General features: G+C 69.9%; 18 protein-coding genes and 1 pseudogene. 9 read left to right on the top strand and 10 right to left on the bottom strand.

Annotation, left to right across the window (positions count from 1 at the left end):
• Positions 1-104 precede the first annotated feature (104 nt).
• The gene (locus HC362_RS32020; protein WP_279240159.1) at positions 105-659 is read right to left on the bottom strand and encodes a DUF3995 domain-containing protein; all 555 of its coding nucleotides are present in this window, start codon (positions 657-659) and stop codon (positions 105-107) included.
• A gap of 125 nt (positions 660-784) precedes the next feature.
• Positions 785-1,081, bottom strand: a complete 297-nt coding sequence (locus HC362_RS32015) for a hypothetical protein (protein WP_243087846.1) — start codon at positions 1,079-1,081, stop codon at positions 785-787.
• Positions 1,082-1,186: 105 nt separating this feature from the next.
• On the opposite strand from HC362_RS32015, the gene HC362_RS32010 reads away from it, so the two are divergent.
• The gene (locus HC362_RS32010) at positions 1,187-1,603 is read left to right on the top strand and encodes a DUF6191 domain-containing protein (protein WP_243087845.1); all 417 of its coding nucleotides are present in this window, start codon (positions 1,187-1,189) and stop codon (positions 1,601-1,603) included.
• Between the two features lie 410 nt (positions 1,604-2,013).
• On the top strand, positions 2,014-2,811 hold the full coding sequence (locus HC362_RS32005; protein WP_243087844.1) for an SAM-dependent methyltransferase: 798 nt from the start codon (positions 2,014-2,016) through the stop codon (positions 2,809-2,811).
• Positions 2,812-2,978: 167 nt separating this feature from the next.
• Here HC362_RS32005 and HC362_RS32000 read toward each other — a convergent pair whose 3' ends face one another.
• Positions 2,979-3,251: a hypothetical protein gene (locus HC362_RS32000; protein ID WP_243087843.1), complete on the bottom strand. Its 273-nt coding sequence runs from the start codon at positions 3,249-3,251 to the stop codon at positions 2,979-2,981.
• A gap of 293 nt (positions 3,252-3,544) precedes the next feature.
• On the opposite strand from HC362_RS32000, the pseudogene HC362_RS31995 reads away from it, so the two are divergent.
• A pseudogene (locus HC362_RS31995) lies at positions 3,545-3,676 on the top strand (FAD-dependent monooxygenase); the annotation flags it as partial.
• A gap of 2 nt (positions 3,677-3,678) precedes the next feature.
• Here HC362_RS31995 and HC362_RS31990 read toward each other — a convergent pair.
• The 3 genes from HC362_RS31990 to HC362_RS31980 all read right to left on the bottom strand — a co-directional run bounded on the left by HC362_RS31990 (position 3,679) and on the right by HC362_RS31980 (position 7,651).
• Positions 3,679-4,632 (bottom strand): sigma-70 family RNA polymerase sigma factor, encoded by a 954-nt coding sequence (locus HC362_RS31990; RefSeq protein WP_243087842.1) that lies wholly within the window; start codon positions 4,630-4,632, stop codon positions 3,679-3,681.
• 18 nt (positions 4,633-4,650) lie between these two features.
• Positions 4,651-5,988, bottom strand: a complete 1,338-nt coding sequence (locus tag HC362_RS31985) for an FAD-dependent oxidoreductase (protein ID WP_243087841.1) — start codon at positions 5,986-5,988, stop codon at positions 4,651-4,653.
• A 148-nt stretch (positions 5,989-6,136) separates the two neighbouring features.
• Positions 6,137-7,651, bottom strand: a complete 1,515-nt coding sequence (locus HC362_RS31980; protein WP_243087840.1) for a hypothetical protein — start codon at positions 7,649-7,651, stop codon at positions 6,137-6,139.
• Between the two features lie 318 nt (positions 7,652-7,969).
• On the opposite strand from HC362_RS31980, the gene HC362_RS31975 reads away from it, so the two are divergent.
• A complete protein-coding gene (locus HC362_RS31975; protein ID WP_243087839.1) occupies positions 7,970-8,419 on the top strand; it encodes a nuclear transport factor 2 family protein in 450 nt (149 codons plus the stop codon).
• Between the two features lie 163 nt (positions 8,420-8,582).
• Here HC362_RS31975 and HC362_RS31970 read toward each other — a convergent pair whose 3' ends face one another.
• On the bottom strand, positions 8,583-9,887 hold the full coding sequence (locus tag HC362_RS31970; protein WP_243087838.1) for a cation:proton antiporter: 1,305 nt from the start codon (positions 9,885-9,887) through the stop codon (positions 8,583-8,585).
• Between the two features lie 306 nt (positions 9,888-10,193).
• Entirely contained in the window at positions 10,194-10,799 is a 606-nt protein-coding gene (locus HC362_RS31965; protein ID WP_243087837.1) for an XRE family transcriptional regulator, read from the bottom strand.
• Between the two features lie 102 nt (positions 10,800-10,901).
• On the opposite strand from HC362_RS31965, the gene HC362_RS31960 reads away from it, so the two are divergent.
• The 3 genes from HC362_RS31960 (at position 10,902) to HC362_RS31950 (ending at position 14,161) form a co-directional block, all read left to right on the top strand.
• Positions 10,902-11,540, top strand: a complete 639-nt coding sequence (locus HC362_RS31960; protein ID WP_243087836.1) for a class I SAM-dependent methyltransferase — start codon at positions 10,902-10,904, stop codon at positions 11,538-11,540.
• A 43-nt stretch (positions 11,541-11,583) separates the two neighbouring features.
• Positions 11,584-12,090 (top strand): DinB family protein, encoded by a 507-nt coding sequence (locus HC362_RS31955; RefSeq protein WP_243087835.1) that lies wholly within the window; start codon positions 11,584-11,586, stop codon positions 12,088-12,090.
• Positions 12,091-12,346: 256 nt separating this feature from the next.
• Complete coding sequence (locus HC362_RS31950) at positions 12,347-14,161, top strand: sugar-binding protein (RefSeq protein WP_279240158.1); 1,815 nt, start codon at positions 12,347-12,349, stop codon at positions 14,159-14,161.
• On the opposite strand, the gene HC362_RS31945 is transcribed toward HC362_RS31950, so the two are convergent.
• Positions 14,134-14,781: a TetR/AcrR family transcriptional regulator gene (locus HC362_RS31945; protein WP_243087834.1), complete on the bottom strand. Its 648-nt coding sequence runs from the start codon at positions 14,779-14,781 to the stop codon at positions 14,134-14,136. The genes HC362_RS31950 and HC362_RS31945 overlap by 28 nt on opposite strands.
• A 139-nt stretch (positions 14,782-14,920) precedes the next feature.
• On the opposite strand from HC362_RS31945, the gene HC362_RS31940 reads away from it, so the two are divergent.
• Entirely contained in the window at positions 14,921-15,310 is a 390-nt protein-coding gene (locus tag HC362_RS31940; RefSeq protein ID WP_243087833.1) for a VOC family protein, read from the top strand.
• A gap of 56 nt (positions 15,311-15,366) precedes the next feature.
• Here HC362_RS31940 and HC362_RS31935 read toward each other — a convergent pair whose 3' ends face one another.
• Positions 15,367-16,209 (bottom strand): LysR family transcriptional regulator, encoded by an 843-nt coding sequence (locus tag HC362_RS31935; protein WP_243087832.1) that lies wholly within the window; start codon positions 16,207-16,209, stop codon positions 15,367-15,369.
• Between the two features lie 71 nt (positions 16,210-16,280).
• On the opposite strand from HC362_RS31935, the gene HC362_RS31930 reads away from it, so the two are divergent.
• A complete protein-coding gene (locus tag HC362_RS31930) occupies positions 16,281-17,645 on the top strand; it encodes an MFS transporter (protein ID WP_243087831.1) in 1,365 nt (454 codons plus the stop codon).
• The last annotated feature ends 40 nt before the right edge of the window (positions 17,646-17,685 follow it).

Raw genomic sequence — 17,685 nt, 5'->3', positions numbered from 1 at the left:
TCTCGCAGTTGCTGCACAAATTCCGATGCATTGGCAGGCGTCATCCGGGCAAGCCCCCGAAATTGCCAAACACTCACCTGAAGCCTATTTGTACCTTCAACCACTTACGGCGTGGCCACGGTATCCGCTCCCACGCGGTCCACCATGCCCCTGCTGAAGCTTCTCACCGCAAGCCCGAACAGCACTCCGCCGAGAATGAACCAAGGGTTCCAGACCGCGAGCGTCCAGAACTTCTGCGCTGCGCTGACCTCACCGACGGCAGGGACTCCGAGGACGAGCAGCGCCTCGATGAGAACCCCCCGGAACAGCAGCAGCACGCAGATCGCCAGGCCCAGCAGCCGGAGCAGGTGCCATCGGCGCCCGCGGACCCCGCGCCGCCGCAGCCCCAGCGCCACCACGGCGCCGATCAGACACAGGAGGCCCACTCCCCAGAGCCCTCCGGCCACGAACCAGGCCGGCCGTTCGTTCGCGAGTCGCTCACCGGAGGAGACGTCCAGTCCCACTTCCCCGCCGAGGGCCCAGAAGAAATGCAAACCAGCGAAAATTACGGCCCAGCCGGCGGCAAAAGACCCGCGCCAACGTGACACACGGATGCGCACACCCTTACCCCCGTTTTGCGTCGCCCCGAAATTCTCTCCGTCCGGCCGATGTTCCCCCATCAGCAGTGGACATACAAGCATAGCAGCGCACAAACACTTGCGGTGTCATGACTTCGGCACCAAACGGAGATAGTCCGATCCGTACTACTTCACAAGTTCAAGGTCGGTCACCAATCAGCCCTGGGTCACCAATCGACCGCCGAGAGTTTGGTTCGTCCCCAGTCGACCTCGATCTCCGTGATCCGGCCCGTGAGCAGCGGCTGCATGCCGCGAGCGAAGTCCGGCTCCACATCCGGGGCCTCGGCGGCGCGTGCCCTGAAGAGTTCAGCGGACCCGGCCGCCGGAACCTCGCGGTCGGTCCGGGCACGTCGTTGGCTGACGAACACCGTGCGCAGCGGTTCGTGCCGGTCGATGAGTTCCTGCAGCGCCGCGACGAGCGCGGTCCGGTCGAGCCCACCTGTCAGGAGGAGGACGGACGGCATGCCGTGCAAGGTTCGAGACGGCACTGGACGGAACGGACACCTGATCCCCGACGAGCGGACCCCGGTCGGCGGATAGCCTCGGCACGTCAGCAGGAGGCTTATCCGATGTCATTTGTGTGGAGCGAGGCCGTCATCCCCGGGCTCGCGTTGTTGCTGTTCATCAGCTGCGGGACGGAACTGGTCCTGCGCCGCTTCTTCAAGGGGCGCAGCGTCCTCTTCCGGCAGGGCAGTTCACGGCGTCCCTTGACCGGCCACGCGTTCGACGAGTTCAACCTGATCTTCAACGGCAACAAGCTGGTCGAACTCAAGCAGCAGCAACAGCAGGAAGTGCTCCGCGACGAGGAGGGCGACGGCGCCCCGCCGCGTACACGCATCGACCTGAACAAGGGAACCGCCAGCGTCGTCCTGCCCAGCGAGGACGGGACCCCGGCCCCCGGGGCCCCGGCTCCCGGCCCCCTGGCCCCCGGCAACCGGCCGTCCGCCGACGGCTCGCGGGGCGCCGAGGAAGACCCCTCCCGGTGACGCAGTCGCAGACTGTTCACGTTCACCGTCGGGGGGCGAGATGGGCCTGGGCCCGCTGCGCGGCGCGGGCCGGGTCACGTTCTGGGCGGCACGTTGTACTCGCTGATGGTGGTCATGGCGGTGGCGACCACAGCCCTCCGCCGCCCCTTCGCGCAGTGGACGAGCCGGCCCGCGAAGCCGTCCCGGCGGCCGAGAAATGATCGCGGCCGCAGCCATCACCGCCCTGGAGACGGTTCGTTCGGCGGCTGATAAATCTTAAAAGATTCCCAACGCTGCATGGAGCGCGTGTTCGCGGGGTAACGTGCGGTAGCCCTGCCGAGGTGGTGCCGCCGCGGGCTGGAGGATGCCCGCGGCAGACCCCTGTGTACGGCGCTCGTCCGCTGCCATGAACGTCAAGGAGCTGAACGCCAATGCCGAACCCGCAAGACCCGACGATCCGTAGCGACATCCCGCACTCGGCGCGGATCTGGAACTACTGGATGGGCGGCAAGGACAACTATGAGGTCGACCGCACCGTCGGGGAGGCGTGTCTGGAGATCGACCCGGACATCTCCACCATGGCCGTTCAGTCACGCCAGTTCCTCATCCGCGCGGTGCGCCACCTGGCGAACGAGGTCGGCATCCGGCAGTTCCTCGACATCGGTACCGGCCTGCCCACCATGCAGAACACCCACGAAGTCGCCCAGGGTGCCGCACCGGAGTCCAGGGTCGTCTACGTCGACAACGACCCGCTGGTACTCGCCCACGCCCGGGCGCTGTTGATCAATACCTCCGACGAGGGAGTCACGAGCTACATCAACTCCGACTTCCACGACCCGGAACAGATCGTCGCCGACGCCCGGAACGTACTGAACTTCACCCAGCCCATCACGGTCATGTTCATGGGCGTGCTCGGCCATGCCGACTCCCACCAGGACATGCTGCGCATCGTGCGCACCGTCATGGACTCGGTGCCTTCGGGCAGTCACCTGGTCCTCTGGGACGGCACCACCGACAGCCAGGCGTATGTGACCCTCTGCGAGGAATACGCCAAGACCGGCGGGGCTCCCTACTACCCGCGCCCCCAGGACCAGATCCGCGCCGCCTTCGACGGCTTCGAACTCCTCGACCCGGGCTTCGTCCCCATCGTCGAATGGCGGCCCCAGTCAGCCGAGCTCGGAGAGCGGCCGAAGATCGCCGCCTACGGCGGAGTCGCACGCAAGCCCTGAGTCGGCGATCCCGAAGGAAGCTCAGCACTCCCCCGCACAGCGCCGGAGCGCCGGCCGGCGCCGGTGAGCTTCCAACATGGGGCTCGGAAGGCGCGACAGGCCGCGGGGGCCCTGCGGGTTTCCGCCTCGCTGGGCCCCGCCGCACTGCCGACGCAGAAGCTTCGCGATCACACAGCCCCGGCAACCGCCCGGCCGGAGCTCTCCGCCCACTTGACCGCGTCCATCGCACTGGCCACGGGGGAGAGTTCCCGAATCCGGAGGTTGTCATTGTCCGAGGTGTCGCCAGACCACCCGCCGCTTTCCGTGAACGTGTGCGCCGTCGTCGTCCCGGGCATCGGCGCTTCGGCCGACGCCAGACCCGCGCCGCCGAACAACAGGCCGGCCGCGCACACCGCGCCCACCCCTGCCAGCCGTCCGAAATTCCTGGTGAAAGTGCCCATCACGTCTCCTGACTGTTCGCTACTCGGGCCGGATGGTAAGTGCGATGTTCCGCCCGTACGCCCCATGGCACTCGGCGGACTCACCCGGGCCCGCAGGACATTCACCCGCACGGCGCTGCGCTGACCACTGCGGCGAAGTGGAGGGCCCGCCGACTCGAAAGGCCAGATCCCGCGCTCGTATGACTTTGTCCCGGCGACGGCAGCGGTCGTCGTCGAGACATGGCTGTTCGACGCCGATGCCCGGCACCCGGGCGCCGCGGCGACCGCCCGGATCGCTCAGGAGTTCGACGGCTGGGCACCGGTGGGAGCGGGCGCCCCGGGTGCCCCTGCTCGGCGACGCCGCCCACCTGGCCACGCTCGACAGCGCCGAACTCCGGCACGCCCTCGCCGCGCGCCCGGACGGCACCCGGGCCGCGGTCGCGTCAGGTCACCACTCGGCGATGAGCGGCGCATCCGGTTCGTGCTGCCGCCAGGCTTCGGTGAGGCGGCCCAGACGGGCGGGGGCCGCGATACCGCGCACGGTTGCGATCCTGCCGTTGACGAGGTCGAACGTCACGGAACCGAAGACCTGGTCGCCGACAACGGCGAGGATGGCGGGGGCGCCGTTGACGACCGCGTAGTGGATGGCGGGCGTGCCACCGACGAACCGCCGTTTCGCGGAGGTGGGTTTGAAGCCGGCACGTGCGACAGCGGCGATGCGCTGCGGGGTGTCGTACCGCAGCAGCTTCTCGGTCAGACCGGCGCCGTCGGAGACGGCGGTCGCGTCGTCGGTGAGCAGCGCCACCAGCCGTTCGGTGCGGCCCGAAGTGGCAGCGGCGAGGAACTCCGCGACGATCCTGCGGGCGGACGCGGGGTCGACCTCCCCGCCGCGGCCGCGTGCGGCGGTGATGCGGCGCCGGGCCCGATGCAGGTGCTGCTGGCTTGCGGACTCGGTGACGTCGAGGATCTCGGCGATCTCGGCGTGGCTGTAGGAGAACGCTTCCCGCAGGACGTAGACGCCCCGCTCGAGGGGTGACAAGCGTTCCATGAGGGTCAGTACGGCCAGGGAGACCGATTCGCGCTGCTCGAAGGTGTCGGCCGGGCCGAGCATCGGGTCGCCGTCCAGGAGCGGTTCGGGCATCCAGGCGCCGACGGTGCGTTCGCGGCGGGCCTGTGCCGAGCGGAGCCGGTCGAGGCACAGGTTGGTGACGACCTTGGTCAGCCAGGCTTCCGGCACCTTGATCCGCTGCCGGTCGGCTCCCTGCCAGTGCAGGAACGCATCCTGCACGGCGTCTTCGGCATCGGCGGCGGAGCCCAGCAGTCGGTACGCCAGCGAGGCCAGCCGGTTCCGGCTGGCCTCGAACCGACTGATGTCGAAGCGATCAGTGGCGGTGCTGTCCACGCGGATCACCCTAAGCGGCTACGCGACCGCTGTCTCGGCGGAGGATTCGGGCCTCCCGGCGGTGGGGCCGGACTTCTCGGCAGGTGTGTCCGACCTGTGGTCGGGTGAGCCCTGCCTCTGGGCGGGTGAGTCAGCCCTCTCGGCGAACGCTTCCGGCCTTCCGTCCGACCTCCCGACGGATGTGTCCGGCGCGGCGGCCGCGCGGAGCCTGCGCTTGGGCAGGCCGAAGGTCGGGTGCGAGGTGGCCCACAGCGCGCCCTTGAGGATGCCGGACTTGATCCGCGCGGCCTTCCGGCCGCCCACGTACCGCGGCTTTGCCCGCGCTTCCTCGTCGACCGGCTGCAGAATCCCGTCCCGCCGCCCGAGGCTGATGTGGTTGCCCACGTAGGCCAGCTTGATCTGGGGGATCTTGCGGCCGGTCAGCTGTCCGACGACCGCGGCGATGACCTGCTTGCCGGTGTAGCCCGCCGAAGCACAGGACATCGGCAGCGGCCGGCCGTTGTCACCGATCACGTGGACGGCGTCCCCGGCGGCGTAGACGTCCGGGTGCGAGACCGACCGCATGGTGCGGTCGACGACGATTCGACCGTCGTCGGTGACCTCCAGCCCGCCGGCGGCGGCGATGGGGGCCACCGCGAACCCGGCCGCCCAGACGGTCGCGTCGGACGCCAGGGCGGTGCCGTCGGCGCACAGCACCCGCGTCGCTTCGACGGCTTCGACACCGGTGTGCTCCACGACGGTGATGCCCAGCCGGTCGCAGGCCAGGCGCAGATGGCCGCGGGCTCCGGCGGAGAGCCGGGCGCCCAGCTCGCCGCGGGCGACCAGTGTCACCGACAGGCCGGGCCGGGATTCGGCGATCTCGGTGGCGGTCTCGATTCCGGTCAGCCCGTCGCCGACGACCAGCACGCTCCCGCCTCCGTCCCCGCTGTCCAAGCTGTCCAGGCGCTCGCGCAGGCGCAGCGCCGCTGCCCGGCCGGTGACGTCGAAGGCGTACTCGGGCACGCCGGGGACGCCGCCGTCGGCGACGTGGCTGCCGAGCGCGTAGCACAGCGTGTCGTAGCCGAGCTCGCCGCCACCGTGGGCATCGGCCACGGTGACGACCCGGCGCTCGGGATCGAGGGCGGTGACCCGGGCCACGCGCAGCCGGATCCCCGTGCCCCCGAAGACATCGGCCAGCTTCGGGGTCTCGATCTCCTGACCGGCTGCGAACTGGTGCAGCCGCAGCCGCTGGACGAAGTCCGGGTCGGCGTTGACCACGGTGATCTCGGTGTCCTCGGGGGACAGCCGACGGGCCAGGTTTCCGGCCACGTAGGCCCCGGCATAGCCGGCTCCGAGGACGACGATGCGGTGCTTCATGTTCCGCTCCTGTCGGTTCGCTTGGTTCCGCTGAGTTGAGCGAAACAGCGCCCCGATTGCTGACAGGAACTACATGTGGCCTGCGTCACAGTGGGACGGGAGTACCACCCGGCGATGCCCGCCCCGACCGCGACCGTGGTCGATACGCCTAGCGCGTTGGTTCGGTGAACGGGAGGGACGACTTGGTCACGTACAGACAGCTCGTGTACCGGTGTGCGGGGCGGATGGTCTTGGTGTCGCTGTTCCGACGAGGGCTGAGGGCTGAGGACCCGGTCGAGCTCTTCCGTTTGTACAGGAAGTGATACTCACCCGGGGGGAGCCGCAGCGTTGTGCTCGGATACGTCACCGAGGAGCGCTTGCATGCCTTCGCCCGGCCCTCGGACCGGCTGGAGAACGTGCGGCACTCCGGGCACTCCTTCAGTGTGATGCTCCCGGTGACCGGGCCGGTGTAGAGCATCTCCACCTCTCCCGGGCCGCCGTTGCTGACCGTCATCGTCTGCCGGGCTCCTCCTGGCGCCTTCGCCCTGGGCAGTCGCTTGCCTGCCGCGGCCCGCTGCTGGGCGATTTCCGCGGCGATGGCGATGTCCTTGGCACGGTCGGCCAGCGGGCTGTCCGCGTAGAGAGTGGAGAACCGCGACAGCCGGAGCTTCGCCAGGAGGAATCTCTTGTCCTTGAACCGGTCGACTCCGCACGCGTAGTCGCCCTTCTCGACGGCTTTCTGGGCATCCGAACGGAGTGCCGACGCGGTGTCGGACGGCAGCGCCCGGACCGTGCTGCGGATACGGCTGAGCTCTGTGGCGACACTGCAGGGCGCATCCCCGTCGAGTTTCTCGACCCCTCTGGAGATCCGCGAATCCAGCTCGGGCTTCACCTTGGTGGCGTACCGCGAGTCGGGAAACGTCTTCATCAGGTCATTCAGATGGCGGGCGCTCGCCTTGGCACCCTTCGGGGACGAGGAGCCGCTGGAGCCGGAGGAGGCCGACCCCTCCAGCTTCCGCATACCGCACTCGTACCAGGAATGGGCGAGCCGCTTGTCGGGCCACGTTGCGAGCTTGCCCAGCACCTTGTCGTCCACGGTGCGCCGCAGACCGCGGAGGTACTTCAGCGGCCGCACCGCGTCGCAGAACTCCGCCTGTTCGTAGGGGGCTCCCACTCTCGTGTAGAAGTCGCGGAGGCGGTCGGGAACGCGCTCGGCCGCGCGCGTTCCGCCATGCTCGGTACGGAGGTTCACATAGACGCGCAGGGCCTCGCGGTATGCGCCCTGGGCCGAGGTGAAGCTTCCGTTCGACGCCTTTCTCACTCCGGAATCCGCCCGGTCGAGACGCTTGAGCAGTTCCTTCTCGACGGCTTCGTCCTGTGCCGCGTCATAGCCGACCGCTCCCGTCACCGGCACGGCGACCAGCACCACAGCCAAGGGAAGGGCCAGCCGCGAGCGCGGCACCCCCGCCAGTCCGGTGCGCAGCCCGCGGCGGGCGCCGTCCGCCGCTGCCGCGAGCAGGACGAGCGCGTATCCGGCCGTGATCCAGCCGGGTATGCCGTCGCTGTCGACCGGCAGGGCAACCACCAGCAGCCCGGCCGTCGCCGCCCAACAGGCCGCCGCGGACCACCAGTGGCGCAGTGCCGCGTATCCCAGACCGAGCCCGCACAGATTCAACAGCCCCACGAGGGCGGCACGCCCTCTGTCGGGCGGCAAGCCGATGGTCGGCGGCCTGTTCGGCGGCGGTGGTACCGCAAATCCACCCTGCGCTGTGTGCCCCGCCTCGTCCACCATGCCCCCCTGTCCGTCACGCCCCTCACCGAGGCTGTCCCCTCATCACTCTTTGCCCACCGAACGTCCGAGTCAACGTCACTCCAGGCGCACGATGGTTACCATACGGTCACACACGAGCACCTGGGACGTGTGGCGGGAGTGCCGACCGCGCCGCACAACGACGTCTGATTGCCGCCAGCAAGATCACTCCGCGAGGAACAGGCTGGCGGCATGACGATGTCTTCCACTACGGACTCAATGACAGTCCTCACCGGCATGTATGCGGCTGAGGCGGAGTACTTGGCCGCAGGAGGCCCTGGCAGGGCTTCATTCGACTTGCTCGCCCCCTTCTTCGCGCCGGATGTCGAACTGCATCAAGCAGCTGCTCTGCCCTATGGCGGTACTTGGCGTGGGCACCGCGGCATGGAGCAGTTCTTCCTCACGATGGGAGGGGTGTGGGAGTCGTTCGACATGGTGGAACAGGAGTTTCTCGCCGCCGGAGAGACTGCGGTCGTGCTCACACAGGTTCGCGCTCGCGCTCGTGCGACCGGCCGCGAACTCGGCTTCCCGATTCTGCAAACGATCGCGGTCAAGGACGGGCTGATCAGCGAGGTTCGCCCGTTCTACTGGGACACACAGGCCATTGCCGAGGCTTGCGCCGCGCCGGCGTCGACGACGTGAGGTCGACGGCAGCCCGTGCCGACGTGACCGCCGGCTGGCCGGCTCGTTCGCTCAGGTCGGCCAACCAGCGTGCTTTCCGGCCACATACCGGCGATCAGCTGTCAACTCTTACGAGCCTTCCGACACCCCGCATGCGACGGTGTCGCCCCGGTGCGGCCCCGGATCACATGGAGCCGGACGACTGTTTGTGAGGCGGCCTCGGCGCGGGCAGGGGTGACCGTGGGGGCCTGGCCCCCGTTTGGGGGCTGAGCAGACGGGTGAGTGGGGTCACGGCGGCGGTGGTCAGGAGCGCGATCAGGACGAGGATGGTGAACAACTTGTCCCCGATCAGCCCGGCCTGACGGCCGATGGCCAGGACGACGAGTTCTGTCACACCGCGGCAGTTGAGCAGGACACCGATCGTTCCCGCCTCTCGCCAGGTGCCGCCGAAGAAGCGGTGGGCAAGCGCTGCTCCCGCGAACTTGCTCACCCATGCGGCGAGGAGCAGACATCCCGCGCTCAGCGAGCCGAGGCCGCTGAGTGTGGTCAGGTCGGCGGAGAGGCCGGTGACCACGAAGAAGGCCGCCAACAGAATGGACCCCATCTGCTGCAGGGGCGCCACGAGACCGGCCCTGGCGGCAGCATCCAGGCGCGGCATGGCGACACCGAAGGCGAAGGCGCCCAAGGCCGCGTGGACGCCGATCCATGCGGTGGCGCTCGCGGAGAGGAAGAGCCCGGCGCAGACGGTGGCGAAAGCGAGCGAGTGGTGTCGGACGAGGTCCATCCGGTCGGCGAGACGGCGCAACAAGGGCCGTACGACGAAGACCATGACGAGTGTGTAGCCGGCGAGTTCGACCGCGGTCCGGGCGATCCGGTCAGAACCGCCGGTGCTGCCCAGAGCGGTGACGGCGGTGACACCGCACCAGGCGAAGATCTCTCCGAGCCCCGCCACTGCGATGGCCGTGGTGCCGACCCGTGTGGTGTGCAGCCCGGTCTCGTGCAGGACACGGACGAGCACGGAGAAGGCCGTGATGGACAGGGCGGTGCCGACGAACAGCGAGAAGATCAGCGGGGGGACGTGGGGTGCGAGCAGTGCGGGGTGGAGGGCCTGGACCGCGTAGCCGGTGGCGGCCACGCACAGCAGCGGCAGCGCCATGGCCGAGACGGAGACACCCACGACCGCTCGCCCCCGTCCGCGCAGGGCTCCGAGGTCGAGCTCCCACCCCGCGGCGAACAGGAAGAAGACGATGCCGATGTCGGCGATGACGCCCAGGTAGGGGCGGACCGCGTCGGGGAAGAGCAGGCTGGGCAGGTCGCCGGGCAACTGGCCCAGGACGCTCGGACCGAGCAGGATACCGACGGCGATCTCGCCGACGATGACCGGCTGGCGCAGCCTTCTGCACAGGGGAACGAAGGCGATCCCGCACAGCAGGATGACGGCGATGTCCGCGAACACGACGACGGGTGCTGGCGCGTGGGCGAGATGCATGGGCGTGGAATCCCCTCACATCGGTCCCGCAGAGCACAGGAGATCGCAGACGATGAAGAGCCGCCCACCAAGACCAGCAGCAACACGGGACGTTTCGGATGCATATGTCATAGAGGACTGATTCGCCGTACTTCGCCCCGTTACCCACGAAATCCAGATATATCTCTCCCGGTCGAGTTGCTCGTCCTCGTGTGACCGTTTCCCTACCGCCGACCCGTTCGCTTCCTCCGGTGGTGTGGAGCCTGGATCAGGCGTGCCCCGGAAGCCTCCCTCCAAGACGAGGAGTACGTCTCCCGGGCATCTTCGTCACCCGGACTCGGCCTGAGGCGGCCGGGCCGGGTCGGTGCGTACGTGAGCACGCACCCCTTGCAGGCCGAACAGGATGAGAAGCTCGACCGCGCCACCGTCCGCGCTGCCCAGCCAGTGCGGCAGAGAAGTGTTGAACTCGGCTGCCTCGCCGGGCGGCAGCGTCAGATCGTGCTCCCCCAACACCAGCCGCAGGCGCCCGCTGAGCACGTACAGCCATTCGAAGCCCTCGTGGGTCTGCGGGGCCGGTTCGAGAGGTTCAGGCCGGGCGGGGATGATCATCTTGAAGGCGTGTACGCCGCCCGGCCGCCTGGACAGCGGCACAAAGGTCATTCCGAACCGGCTGACCGGCTTGAGGTGGATGCGGGGGTCACCGGTGCCCGGCGCGCCGACGAGGTCGTCGAGCGGGACGTCGTAGATACGGGCCAGCGGGAGCAGCAATTCCAGGCTCGGCCGACGGTGCCCGCTCTCCAGCCGGGACAGCGTGCTCTCCGACACGCCCATCGTCGCCGCCAGTTCGAGGAGGGTGATGCCACGGTCACGGCGCAGTGCACGAAGCCGCGGCCCCACCGCGTCGAGCACGGTGTCGTCCGTGGAGCGGTCCATGAGGCCACCTTGCCATTACCGCAAGATTCCGTGCCAGGTCTTGCCGGTCCTGACAAGACTGCGCGCATTCCGACACCGACATCCATGGCACGAGGAGTCTTGATGAACACCAGCGATGCAGTCGCGTTCTGGGACAGCGTCTACGCGGCCCGCCCCGCGACAGCCGACAAGCCGAGCCCGAACGTCCTGCTCACCGAGACGGTGCCGGGCCTGCCGCCCGGTGACGCGTTGGACCTCGGATGCGGCAACGGCGGAGACGCGCTGTGGCTCGCCGGCCAGGGGTGGCACGTCACCGCCACCGACATCTCGGCCGTCGCGGTCGAGCGGCTCGCCGCCCTCGCCCGCGCGCACGGCCTGAGCGACGACATCACCCCCGTACGGCACGACTTGCACCGGTCTTTCCCGGCCGCACCGGCGGGCGGATTCGACCTCGTCTCCGCCCACTACCTGCACACCCCCTTCCACCTGGACCGCGCGACCGTGCTGCGTTCGGCCGCGTACGCGCTGCGTCCGGGCGGACGGCTGCTGGTCGTCGACCACGGCTCGACGGCGCCGTGGTCCTGGAACCAGGACCCCGACATCCGGTACCCGAGCCCGCGGGAGGTCGCCGCCGGTATCGCTCTGGACCCGGAGGCATGGACGGTCGAACGGGCCGACGCACCCCGCCGGATCGCGACCGGACCCGGCGGGCGCACCGCCGAGGTCACCGACCACGTCCTGCTCATCCGCCGTACCGCGTGACCCGGCGTCCGACGCTGGCCCCGACGAAGAAAGGCGATCCCTCTTGTCCAGTACCCCGCGCCGCGAGCGCCGCAGCGACAGCCCGCCGCCCCGGACCGGAAACAGCGAGGCCGAGGTCCTGCGCGGATTCCTCGACTATCTGCGCAACTCCGTCGCCGCGAAGCTCGACGGAGTGCCGGAGCAGCAGGCGCGCACGGCCGCGGTGCCCTCGGGCACGAATCTGCTCGGTCTCCTCAACCATCTGACGTTCGTGGAGCGCTCGATGTTTCTGGGCGACCAGGTCGGCGACTGGCAGGCGACATTCCAGGCCGCACCTGAGGACAGCGTGGCCGATGTCGTGGCCCGCTACCGGGAGACGGTCGAGCGTGCGAACGCGATCCTGGACGGGTGCACCGACCCGGGCGCGCCGGTGACTCGGCTGCGGCCACAGCCGGGGCGGTCAGGACCCAGCGTCCGTTGGGCGCTCACCCACATGATCGAGGAAACCGGCCGCCACGCGGGCCACGCGGACATCCTCCGGGAACTGATCGACGGCTCGACCGGCCGCTGATCCGCCGAGTGCCAGACCTTTGGGGATGAAGCGCCGGTGGCAGGGTGCTGGGTGTCCGGGCCGGGCATGCTACGGACTGGTGTCCGGTGGCCATTTCGGTGATTCGGTGATTCGGTGATTCGGTGAGGAGTTCGGCGGGATGACGAGGATCCGCGGGGTGTTCGCACCGCTGCAGCGCCGTGCACAGCAACGCCATGCACAGCAGCGTCGAGCTGCCCCTGCCCACCGTATTGCCCGAAGGGCCCTGGGGGTTGCTGTGGCGGCTGCAAGTCTGCTGCTCGGCCAGGCAGTGGGGCCGCTGCCGGACGCGAAAGCGGTCGCGGCTGCGTCCGACGGTGCCGCACCGCACGTGCGGAACCGGGCCCACAACGACGTTCTGTTCGTCGGTGCGCATCCGGATGACGAGTTCCAGTCGCTGTCCACGTTCGGACAGTGGAACGAGAAGCGGAGGCTGAGCGTCGGCGTGGCGACCGTTACGCGCGGCGAGGGCGGTGGCAACGCGGTCGGCCCGGAGGAAGGTGCGGCTCTCGGGCTGATCCGGGAGGGCGAGGAGCGGCAGGCGGTCGCCGTCGCCCGTATCAAGAACGTGTACTACCTCGACAAGCCGGACTTCTGGTACACGCTGTCGGCGCCCTTGACCGAAAAGGTCTGGGACGGTCCGCCTCGGCAGGCGGACACGTTGGAGCGGCTGGTGCGCCTCATCCGGGCGACCACTCCCCGGACCGTGGTCACCATGGACCCGCGTCCCTTCAACCAGCACGGCGCCCACCAGCTGTCGGCCCGTATGGCCATCGAAGCCTTCCGCCTCGCCGGCAATCCGCGTGCCTTCCCCGAGCAGATCAGCAAGGAGGGGTACCGGCCCTGGCGCCCCGCGCGGCTGCTGACCCAGAACTGGTCGTTCGAAGGCCCGAAGGGGCCCGGCTGCGCCAGGGCGAAGCTGCGCGACCCGGTTACCGGGCTGCCACAGCTGGGAGCGTGGCAGGGAGCCTGGTCACGGCGGAACGGCACCACTTGGGCACAGCAGGAACGCAACGCCGCACGTCTCTACCGCACACAGGGATTCGCGTCCCTGCCCGCCACCGTCACGACTCCGCGCAAGGAGATGGGCTGTGACTGGTTCTCCGTCCTCGCCGAGCACGGCAAGCCGCTGACCGCGCCGGTGCACCGGCAGCAGGGACTGCGGCCGGTGTATGCGGAGTTCGCAGCCTGGGCCGACCGCGTCGGCATGCCCTGGCTGGCCAACCGGGCACAGCCCGATTACCCCGCCCGCCCGTCCACCACCGTCCCGGCCACCTCCCGTCCGCCCCGTCTGGACGGCCGCGAGAGCGCCGGGGAATACCCGGGCCAGACCGTTCCCCTGACGCACTGGCAGGGCGACAAGTGCGCGTCCGCGCGGGACTGCTCGGCCACAGCGCGGATGTCCCGCCACGGCGATGACCTCTACGTCCTGGTCGAGGTGGAGGACGACGCCAAGGGCAGCGCCTTGGACCGGAACGACTGCAAGCGTCACTGGCGCACCGACTCCGTCGAGATCGCCCTCGATCCGCGTGGCACCGCCCAGGACACCTCCACGACGTTCAAGGCGGCCGTGCTGCCCTTCACCTCCGACGGCGGGCCCTGCGCGGGTCGCGACGCCGACCACCACCAGGGTCCGGCCATCCGGACCGCCCCCGGGATGCGCTGGGCCACCGCGGTGCAGGCGCCGTACACCGGCTATACCGTCGAGATGAAGATCGCGCTGGCCGACCTGCCGACGGCGGCCGACCCCGCTGCCATGACCGGCAACATCATGGTCTACGACTCAGACACCCAGGACCGCACCGGCCAGTCCCGCCTGGGCTGGTCCACCTTCGGCAGCGCCCAGGCCGATCCCTACACCTGGGGCACCCTCCGTCTGCCCGGCTACAGCCCTCCGACCGGGCGCCCCACCACCCCTGGCCCGCCGACCATTCCCATGGAAGCGGCCCGGAGCAGCGATTCGCCCGCATCCGTCGCCCAGAGCCGGCGCACCGGCGTCCCGTTGGCCGTCGGCAGCCGATGCGGTCAGTCGGCGGGTGGGGCCACCGCATAGCCGTCGAGGGCTGGTTCGAGCATCGCGAAGACCCGCTCCGCGTCCTGGACGACCGACTCGGCGACGGCGTCGACAGGGTGACCGGCGAGGGTGAGTTCCTGGATACGGCCGAACAGCAGCCGGTGGGCGGCGGCGAGTTGGGCAGCGGCCGCGGCCGGGGTGATGTCCTCGGGTGCTGCTGCGGTCGCCTCCGCGAGCGCTCGGGCCAGCTCTTCCTCCCGCCGGTCGTGCAGATCACGCAAGCGTGCGGTGAGGGTGGGGCTGTCGGCGACCATCCTGGCGAACGGCAACCCCGAGAAGCCCGCCACCGGGCTGCGTCGTCCGACGTCCTCGCCGAAGGCCCGTCGCAGCGCTCCCAGCGCGGACTCGCCGGGCGCCCGGTCCGCGACCGTACGGGCCAACGCGCCTGCGAACGCCTCCTGGTGGTCGAGCGCCATGTCCTCCTTGCGTGCGAAGTAGTTGGTCACCGTCTTCTTGGCCACCCGGGCCGCGTCGGCGATCTCGGCGATCGTCGTGTCCTCGAAGCCCTGCTCCAGGAACAGCCGGGTCGCGTGGTCGGAGATGAGCTGCCTGGTCTCCTGCTTCTTGGCCTCACGGAGGCCCGCCGTCTCGGTACCCATGAGAAAAACTTACCACAAGCGTAAAAATACTCTTGACGCGTGGAGTCGTCAGAAGTAATTTTACGCCCAGCGTAACTTCCCTTGACCGGGCGGCGGTTCATCTGCCTTGCCCTAACGCCTCGAACACCCCAGGAGTCCCGTGCACATCTCCACGACCACCGTTTCCCTCACCGTCGAGGACGTGGCCGCCAGCCGCGACTTCTTCGTGACCCACTTCGGCTACCAGGTCACTGCGGAAGCCGACGGATTCGCCGCGCTCTCCCGCCAGGACGTGGCCGCCGACCTCGTCCTCCTCGCCCGGGGGATAGAGGTCCTCCCTCCCGACCAGCGCGACCAGCGCGCCCAGGGGCTGATCCTCGCCTTCACCGTCACCGGCATCGAGGCCGAGGAGAAGCGCCTGCGCGGCGAAGGGGCGCCCATCACCATGCCGCTGCGCGAAGAGCCCTGGGGCGAGCGGCTCTTCCAGACGACCGACCCCAACGGCGTCGTCGTCCAGCTCGTCGAGTGGACGTCCTCGGACGCCGACTGACGCGCTGGACCGCAGCCGCGAGCCGGGCCGGACCGGTGCGCCGGCCGGTCGGGAACTCAGATCGTGCGGCGCAGCGCGGTCTCCACGGCATCGATCAGCGGGTCGCCTTCGCTGCGCGGGTGCCGTGCGAGGCCGAGTTCGATGTCCGGCAACGAGGGCAGCGCGTCCGTGTCGTGGCAGGCCATGGCCGGTTCGAGGTTCGTGGGCAGGAGCGCGGCGACGCCGAGCCCTGCCCGTACCGCGGCGAGCACACCCACCAGGCTGTTGCTTTCGAACGCCACGCGCCAGCGGCGATCGGCGGACTCCAGCGATTCCAGCACGGACGTACGCCAGGAGCACGTGCCCGAGAACAGCACCACCGGCAGCGGATCGGCAGCGACGTCCACGCCCTGGCCGATCGCCCAGGCCAGCGGGCGGCGTACCGTCCAGCGCGGCGGCCCGGGGAGGTCCGGCACCTCGTCGAGCACGAGTTGGACGCGGCCCTCGTCGTACGCCTCCCTCATCGCGGCGTTCGAGCAGCTGAGCACCTCCAGTCTCGCTCCGGGGTGCAGCCGGGCGAGATCGGCGAGGGCCTGCGGAAGCTGCGAGGCGGCGAGGTCCTCGAGCAGCCCGACGCCGCAGCGGCCGGTCAGCGCGCGCCCGGCCTCGGTGAGTGCCTGCGCGGAGAGCGCGAGTATCCGTTGGGCGTACGGCAGGAGCTCCTCGCCCGCCCGGCTCAGCGTGACGCCGGACGGCGAACGGTGGAGCAGCGGACGACCGACGGCGCTCTCGAGCTTGCGCACCTGCTGGCTGAGCGCGGGCTGGGTGTGCCCGAGCGCAGTCGCGGCGCGGCTGATGCTGCCCTCACGTACGACGGTGACGAAGGACCGCAGCAGCGCGGTCTCGAGATCCCTTGCCATAACTATTCATTATGTCAGCTCCAGTAAATAAATCACTTCCTATGGGAAGTCGGCTGATCTAGCGTCACGGGGTGACCCGATACCGACAGGTGCTCGCCGTGCCGGGGATGGCATCGCTGCTGGGTGTCTCGCTGCTCGCCCGTACCGCGATCACGGCCGACGTGATGGCGCTGACGCTGTACGTCGTGCTGGGCCTGGACATGAGTTACGCGGCAGCCGGCGGCGTCGCGGCGACTCTGACCGCCGGACTGGCGCTGGGCGGGCCGCTGGTAGGCCGCGTGATCGACCGGCGGGGCCTGCGTGCGGTGCTGCTGGCAACGGTCGCGGTGCAGGTCGTCTTCTGGCTGAGCGTCCCGGTCCTGCCGTACGGGGCCCTGCTGGGCGCCGCCTTCGCGGCGGGCCTGCTGATGGTGCCGTCCCAGCCGGTGACCAGGCAGGCGATCGCCGCGATGACGACGACGGCACAGCGGCGGGCCGCCTTCGCGCTGGAGTCGGTGCAGGGCGAACTGTCGTACATGGTGGGCCCGGCGGCGGTGATCCTGGGTTCCGCGAAGGTGTCCCCCGGCGTGATGGCGTGGGGAGTCGGCGCCGCAATCGTGATCGGCGGCCTCGGGATCGCCGCTCTCAACCCGCCGCTGCGCACCCCGGACGAGGCGGATACCGGCGCGGCCGCCGAACGGCCACCGCGCCGGGAGTGGCTGGGACCCGCCATGCTCGCCGTACTGACGATGGGGTTCGGGACCACGACACTGCTCAGCGGCGTTGACCTCGCCATCGTCGCCACGCTGGAGGAAGCTGATCAAGTGTCCTGGGCCGCCGTGGTCGTGGCCGTGTTCGGCGTGGCCTCCGTCGCCGGCGGGCTGATGTACGGCGCGCTGCCCCGGCCGCTGCCCACATGGCTGCTGCTCGGCTCGCTCGGGCTCGTGACGATTCCCGCCGGGCTCGCCCACGACTGGCCGTGGCTGTGCGTGGCCGTTGTCATCACCGGGCTTCTCACCGCGCCGACCCTCTCCGCGGTGGCCGACGCGGTCAGCCGACTGGCGCCGGCCGGGGTGCGGGGTGAGGTGACAGGTCTGCAGTCCTCTGCGCTGAGCGCGGGCTTCGCGCTGGGGTCCCCGCTCGTCGGGGTGGCGATCGACGTCTCGGCTCCGGCGGGCGGCTTCGCGGCAGCCGGCCTGGCCGGACTCGCCGCCGCGCTGACCGGATACGTCCTGTCCCGCCGCCGCCAGCCAACCCGGGCACGGTCCCCGCTCAGCGGACTCGACCCCGCCAAGGCATCGGGCGCTGAGCCGTGCGGTGCGGTCCCGCGCGGAGTCGCCCCGGGAGAAGGAGTTGCCCCGGGCGGAGCCGACGCCCGGCCTGGCGGACAAGGCGCAAGCCCGGGCGCCCGGCCGCACGGCTCCGACGACGAGCCACGTACGGCCGCGGGCGCGTAGCCGAGGACTGTGCGCCTGATGGAACTCGGCCCCCACTGTG

The organism is Streptomyces sp. 891-h (genome assembly GCF_022760275.1).
In the GTDB taxonomy this organism is placed as follows: Bacteria; Actinomycetota; Actinomycetes; order Streptomycetales; family Streptomycetaceae; genus Streptomyces; species Streptomyces spirodelae.
Note: the sequence above shows the minus strand (reverse complement) of the source record. Positions and strands in the feature narration are given on the sequence as shown.

What these genes read in the sequence shown, in the direction of transcription:
- HC362_RS31965 (WP_243087837.1), bottom strand. Translation starts at nt 10,799, where the DNA reads ATGGACCGCTCCACGGACGACACCGTGCTCGACGCGGTGGGGCCGCGG.
- HC362_RS31960 (WP_243087836.1), top strand. Translation starts at nt 10,902, where the DNA reads ATGAACACCAGCGATGCAGTCGCGTTCTGGGACAGCGTCTACGCGGCC.
- HC362_RS31985 (WP_243087841.1), bottom strand. Translation starts at nt 5,988, where the DNA reads ATGAAGCACCGCATCGTCGTCCTCGGAGCCGGCTATGCCGGGGCCTAC.
- HC362_RS31970 (WP_243087838.1), bottom strand. Translation starts at nt 9,887, where the DNA reads ATGCATCTCGCCCACGCGCCAGCACCCGTCGTCGTGTTCGCGGACATC.
- HC362_RS32010 (WP_243087845.1), top strand. Translation starts at nt 1,187, where the DNA reads ATGTCATTTGTGTGGAGCGAGGCCGTCATCCCCGGGCTCGCGTTGTTG.
- HC362_RS32000 (WP_243087843.1), bottom strand. Translation starts at nt 3,251, where the DNA reads ATGGGCACTTTCACCAGGAATTTCGGACGGCTGGCAGGGGTGGGCGCG.
- HC362_RS32005 (WP_243087844.1), top strand. Translation starts at nt 2,014, where the DNA reads ATGCCGAACCCGCAAGACCCGACGATCCGTAGCGACATCCCGCACTCG.
- HC362_RS32020 (WP_279240159.1), bottom strand. Translation starts at nt 659, where the DNA reads ATGGGGGAACATCGGCCGGACGGAGAGAATTTCGGGGCGACGCAAAAC.
- HC362_RS32015 (WP_243087846.1), bottom strand. Translation starts at nt 1,081, where the DNA reads ATGCCGTCCGTCCTCCTCCTGACAGGTGGGCTCGACCGGACCGCGCTC.
- HC362_RS31975 (WP_243087839.1), top strand. Translation starts at nt 7,970, where the DNA reads ATGACGATGTCTTCCACTACGGACTCAATGACAGTCCTCACCGGCATG.
- HC362_RS31945 (WP_243087834.1), bottom strand. Translation starts at nt 14,781, where the DNA reads ATGGGTACCGAGACGGCGGGCCTCCGTGAGGCCAAGAAGCAGGAGACC.
- HC362_RS31935 (WP_243087832.1), bottom strand. Translation starts at nt 16,209, where the DNA reads ATGGCAAGGGATCTCGAGACCGCGCTGCTGCGGTCCTTCGTCACCGTC.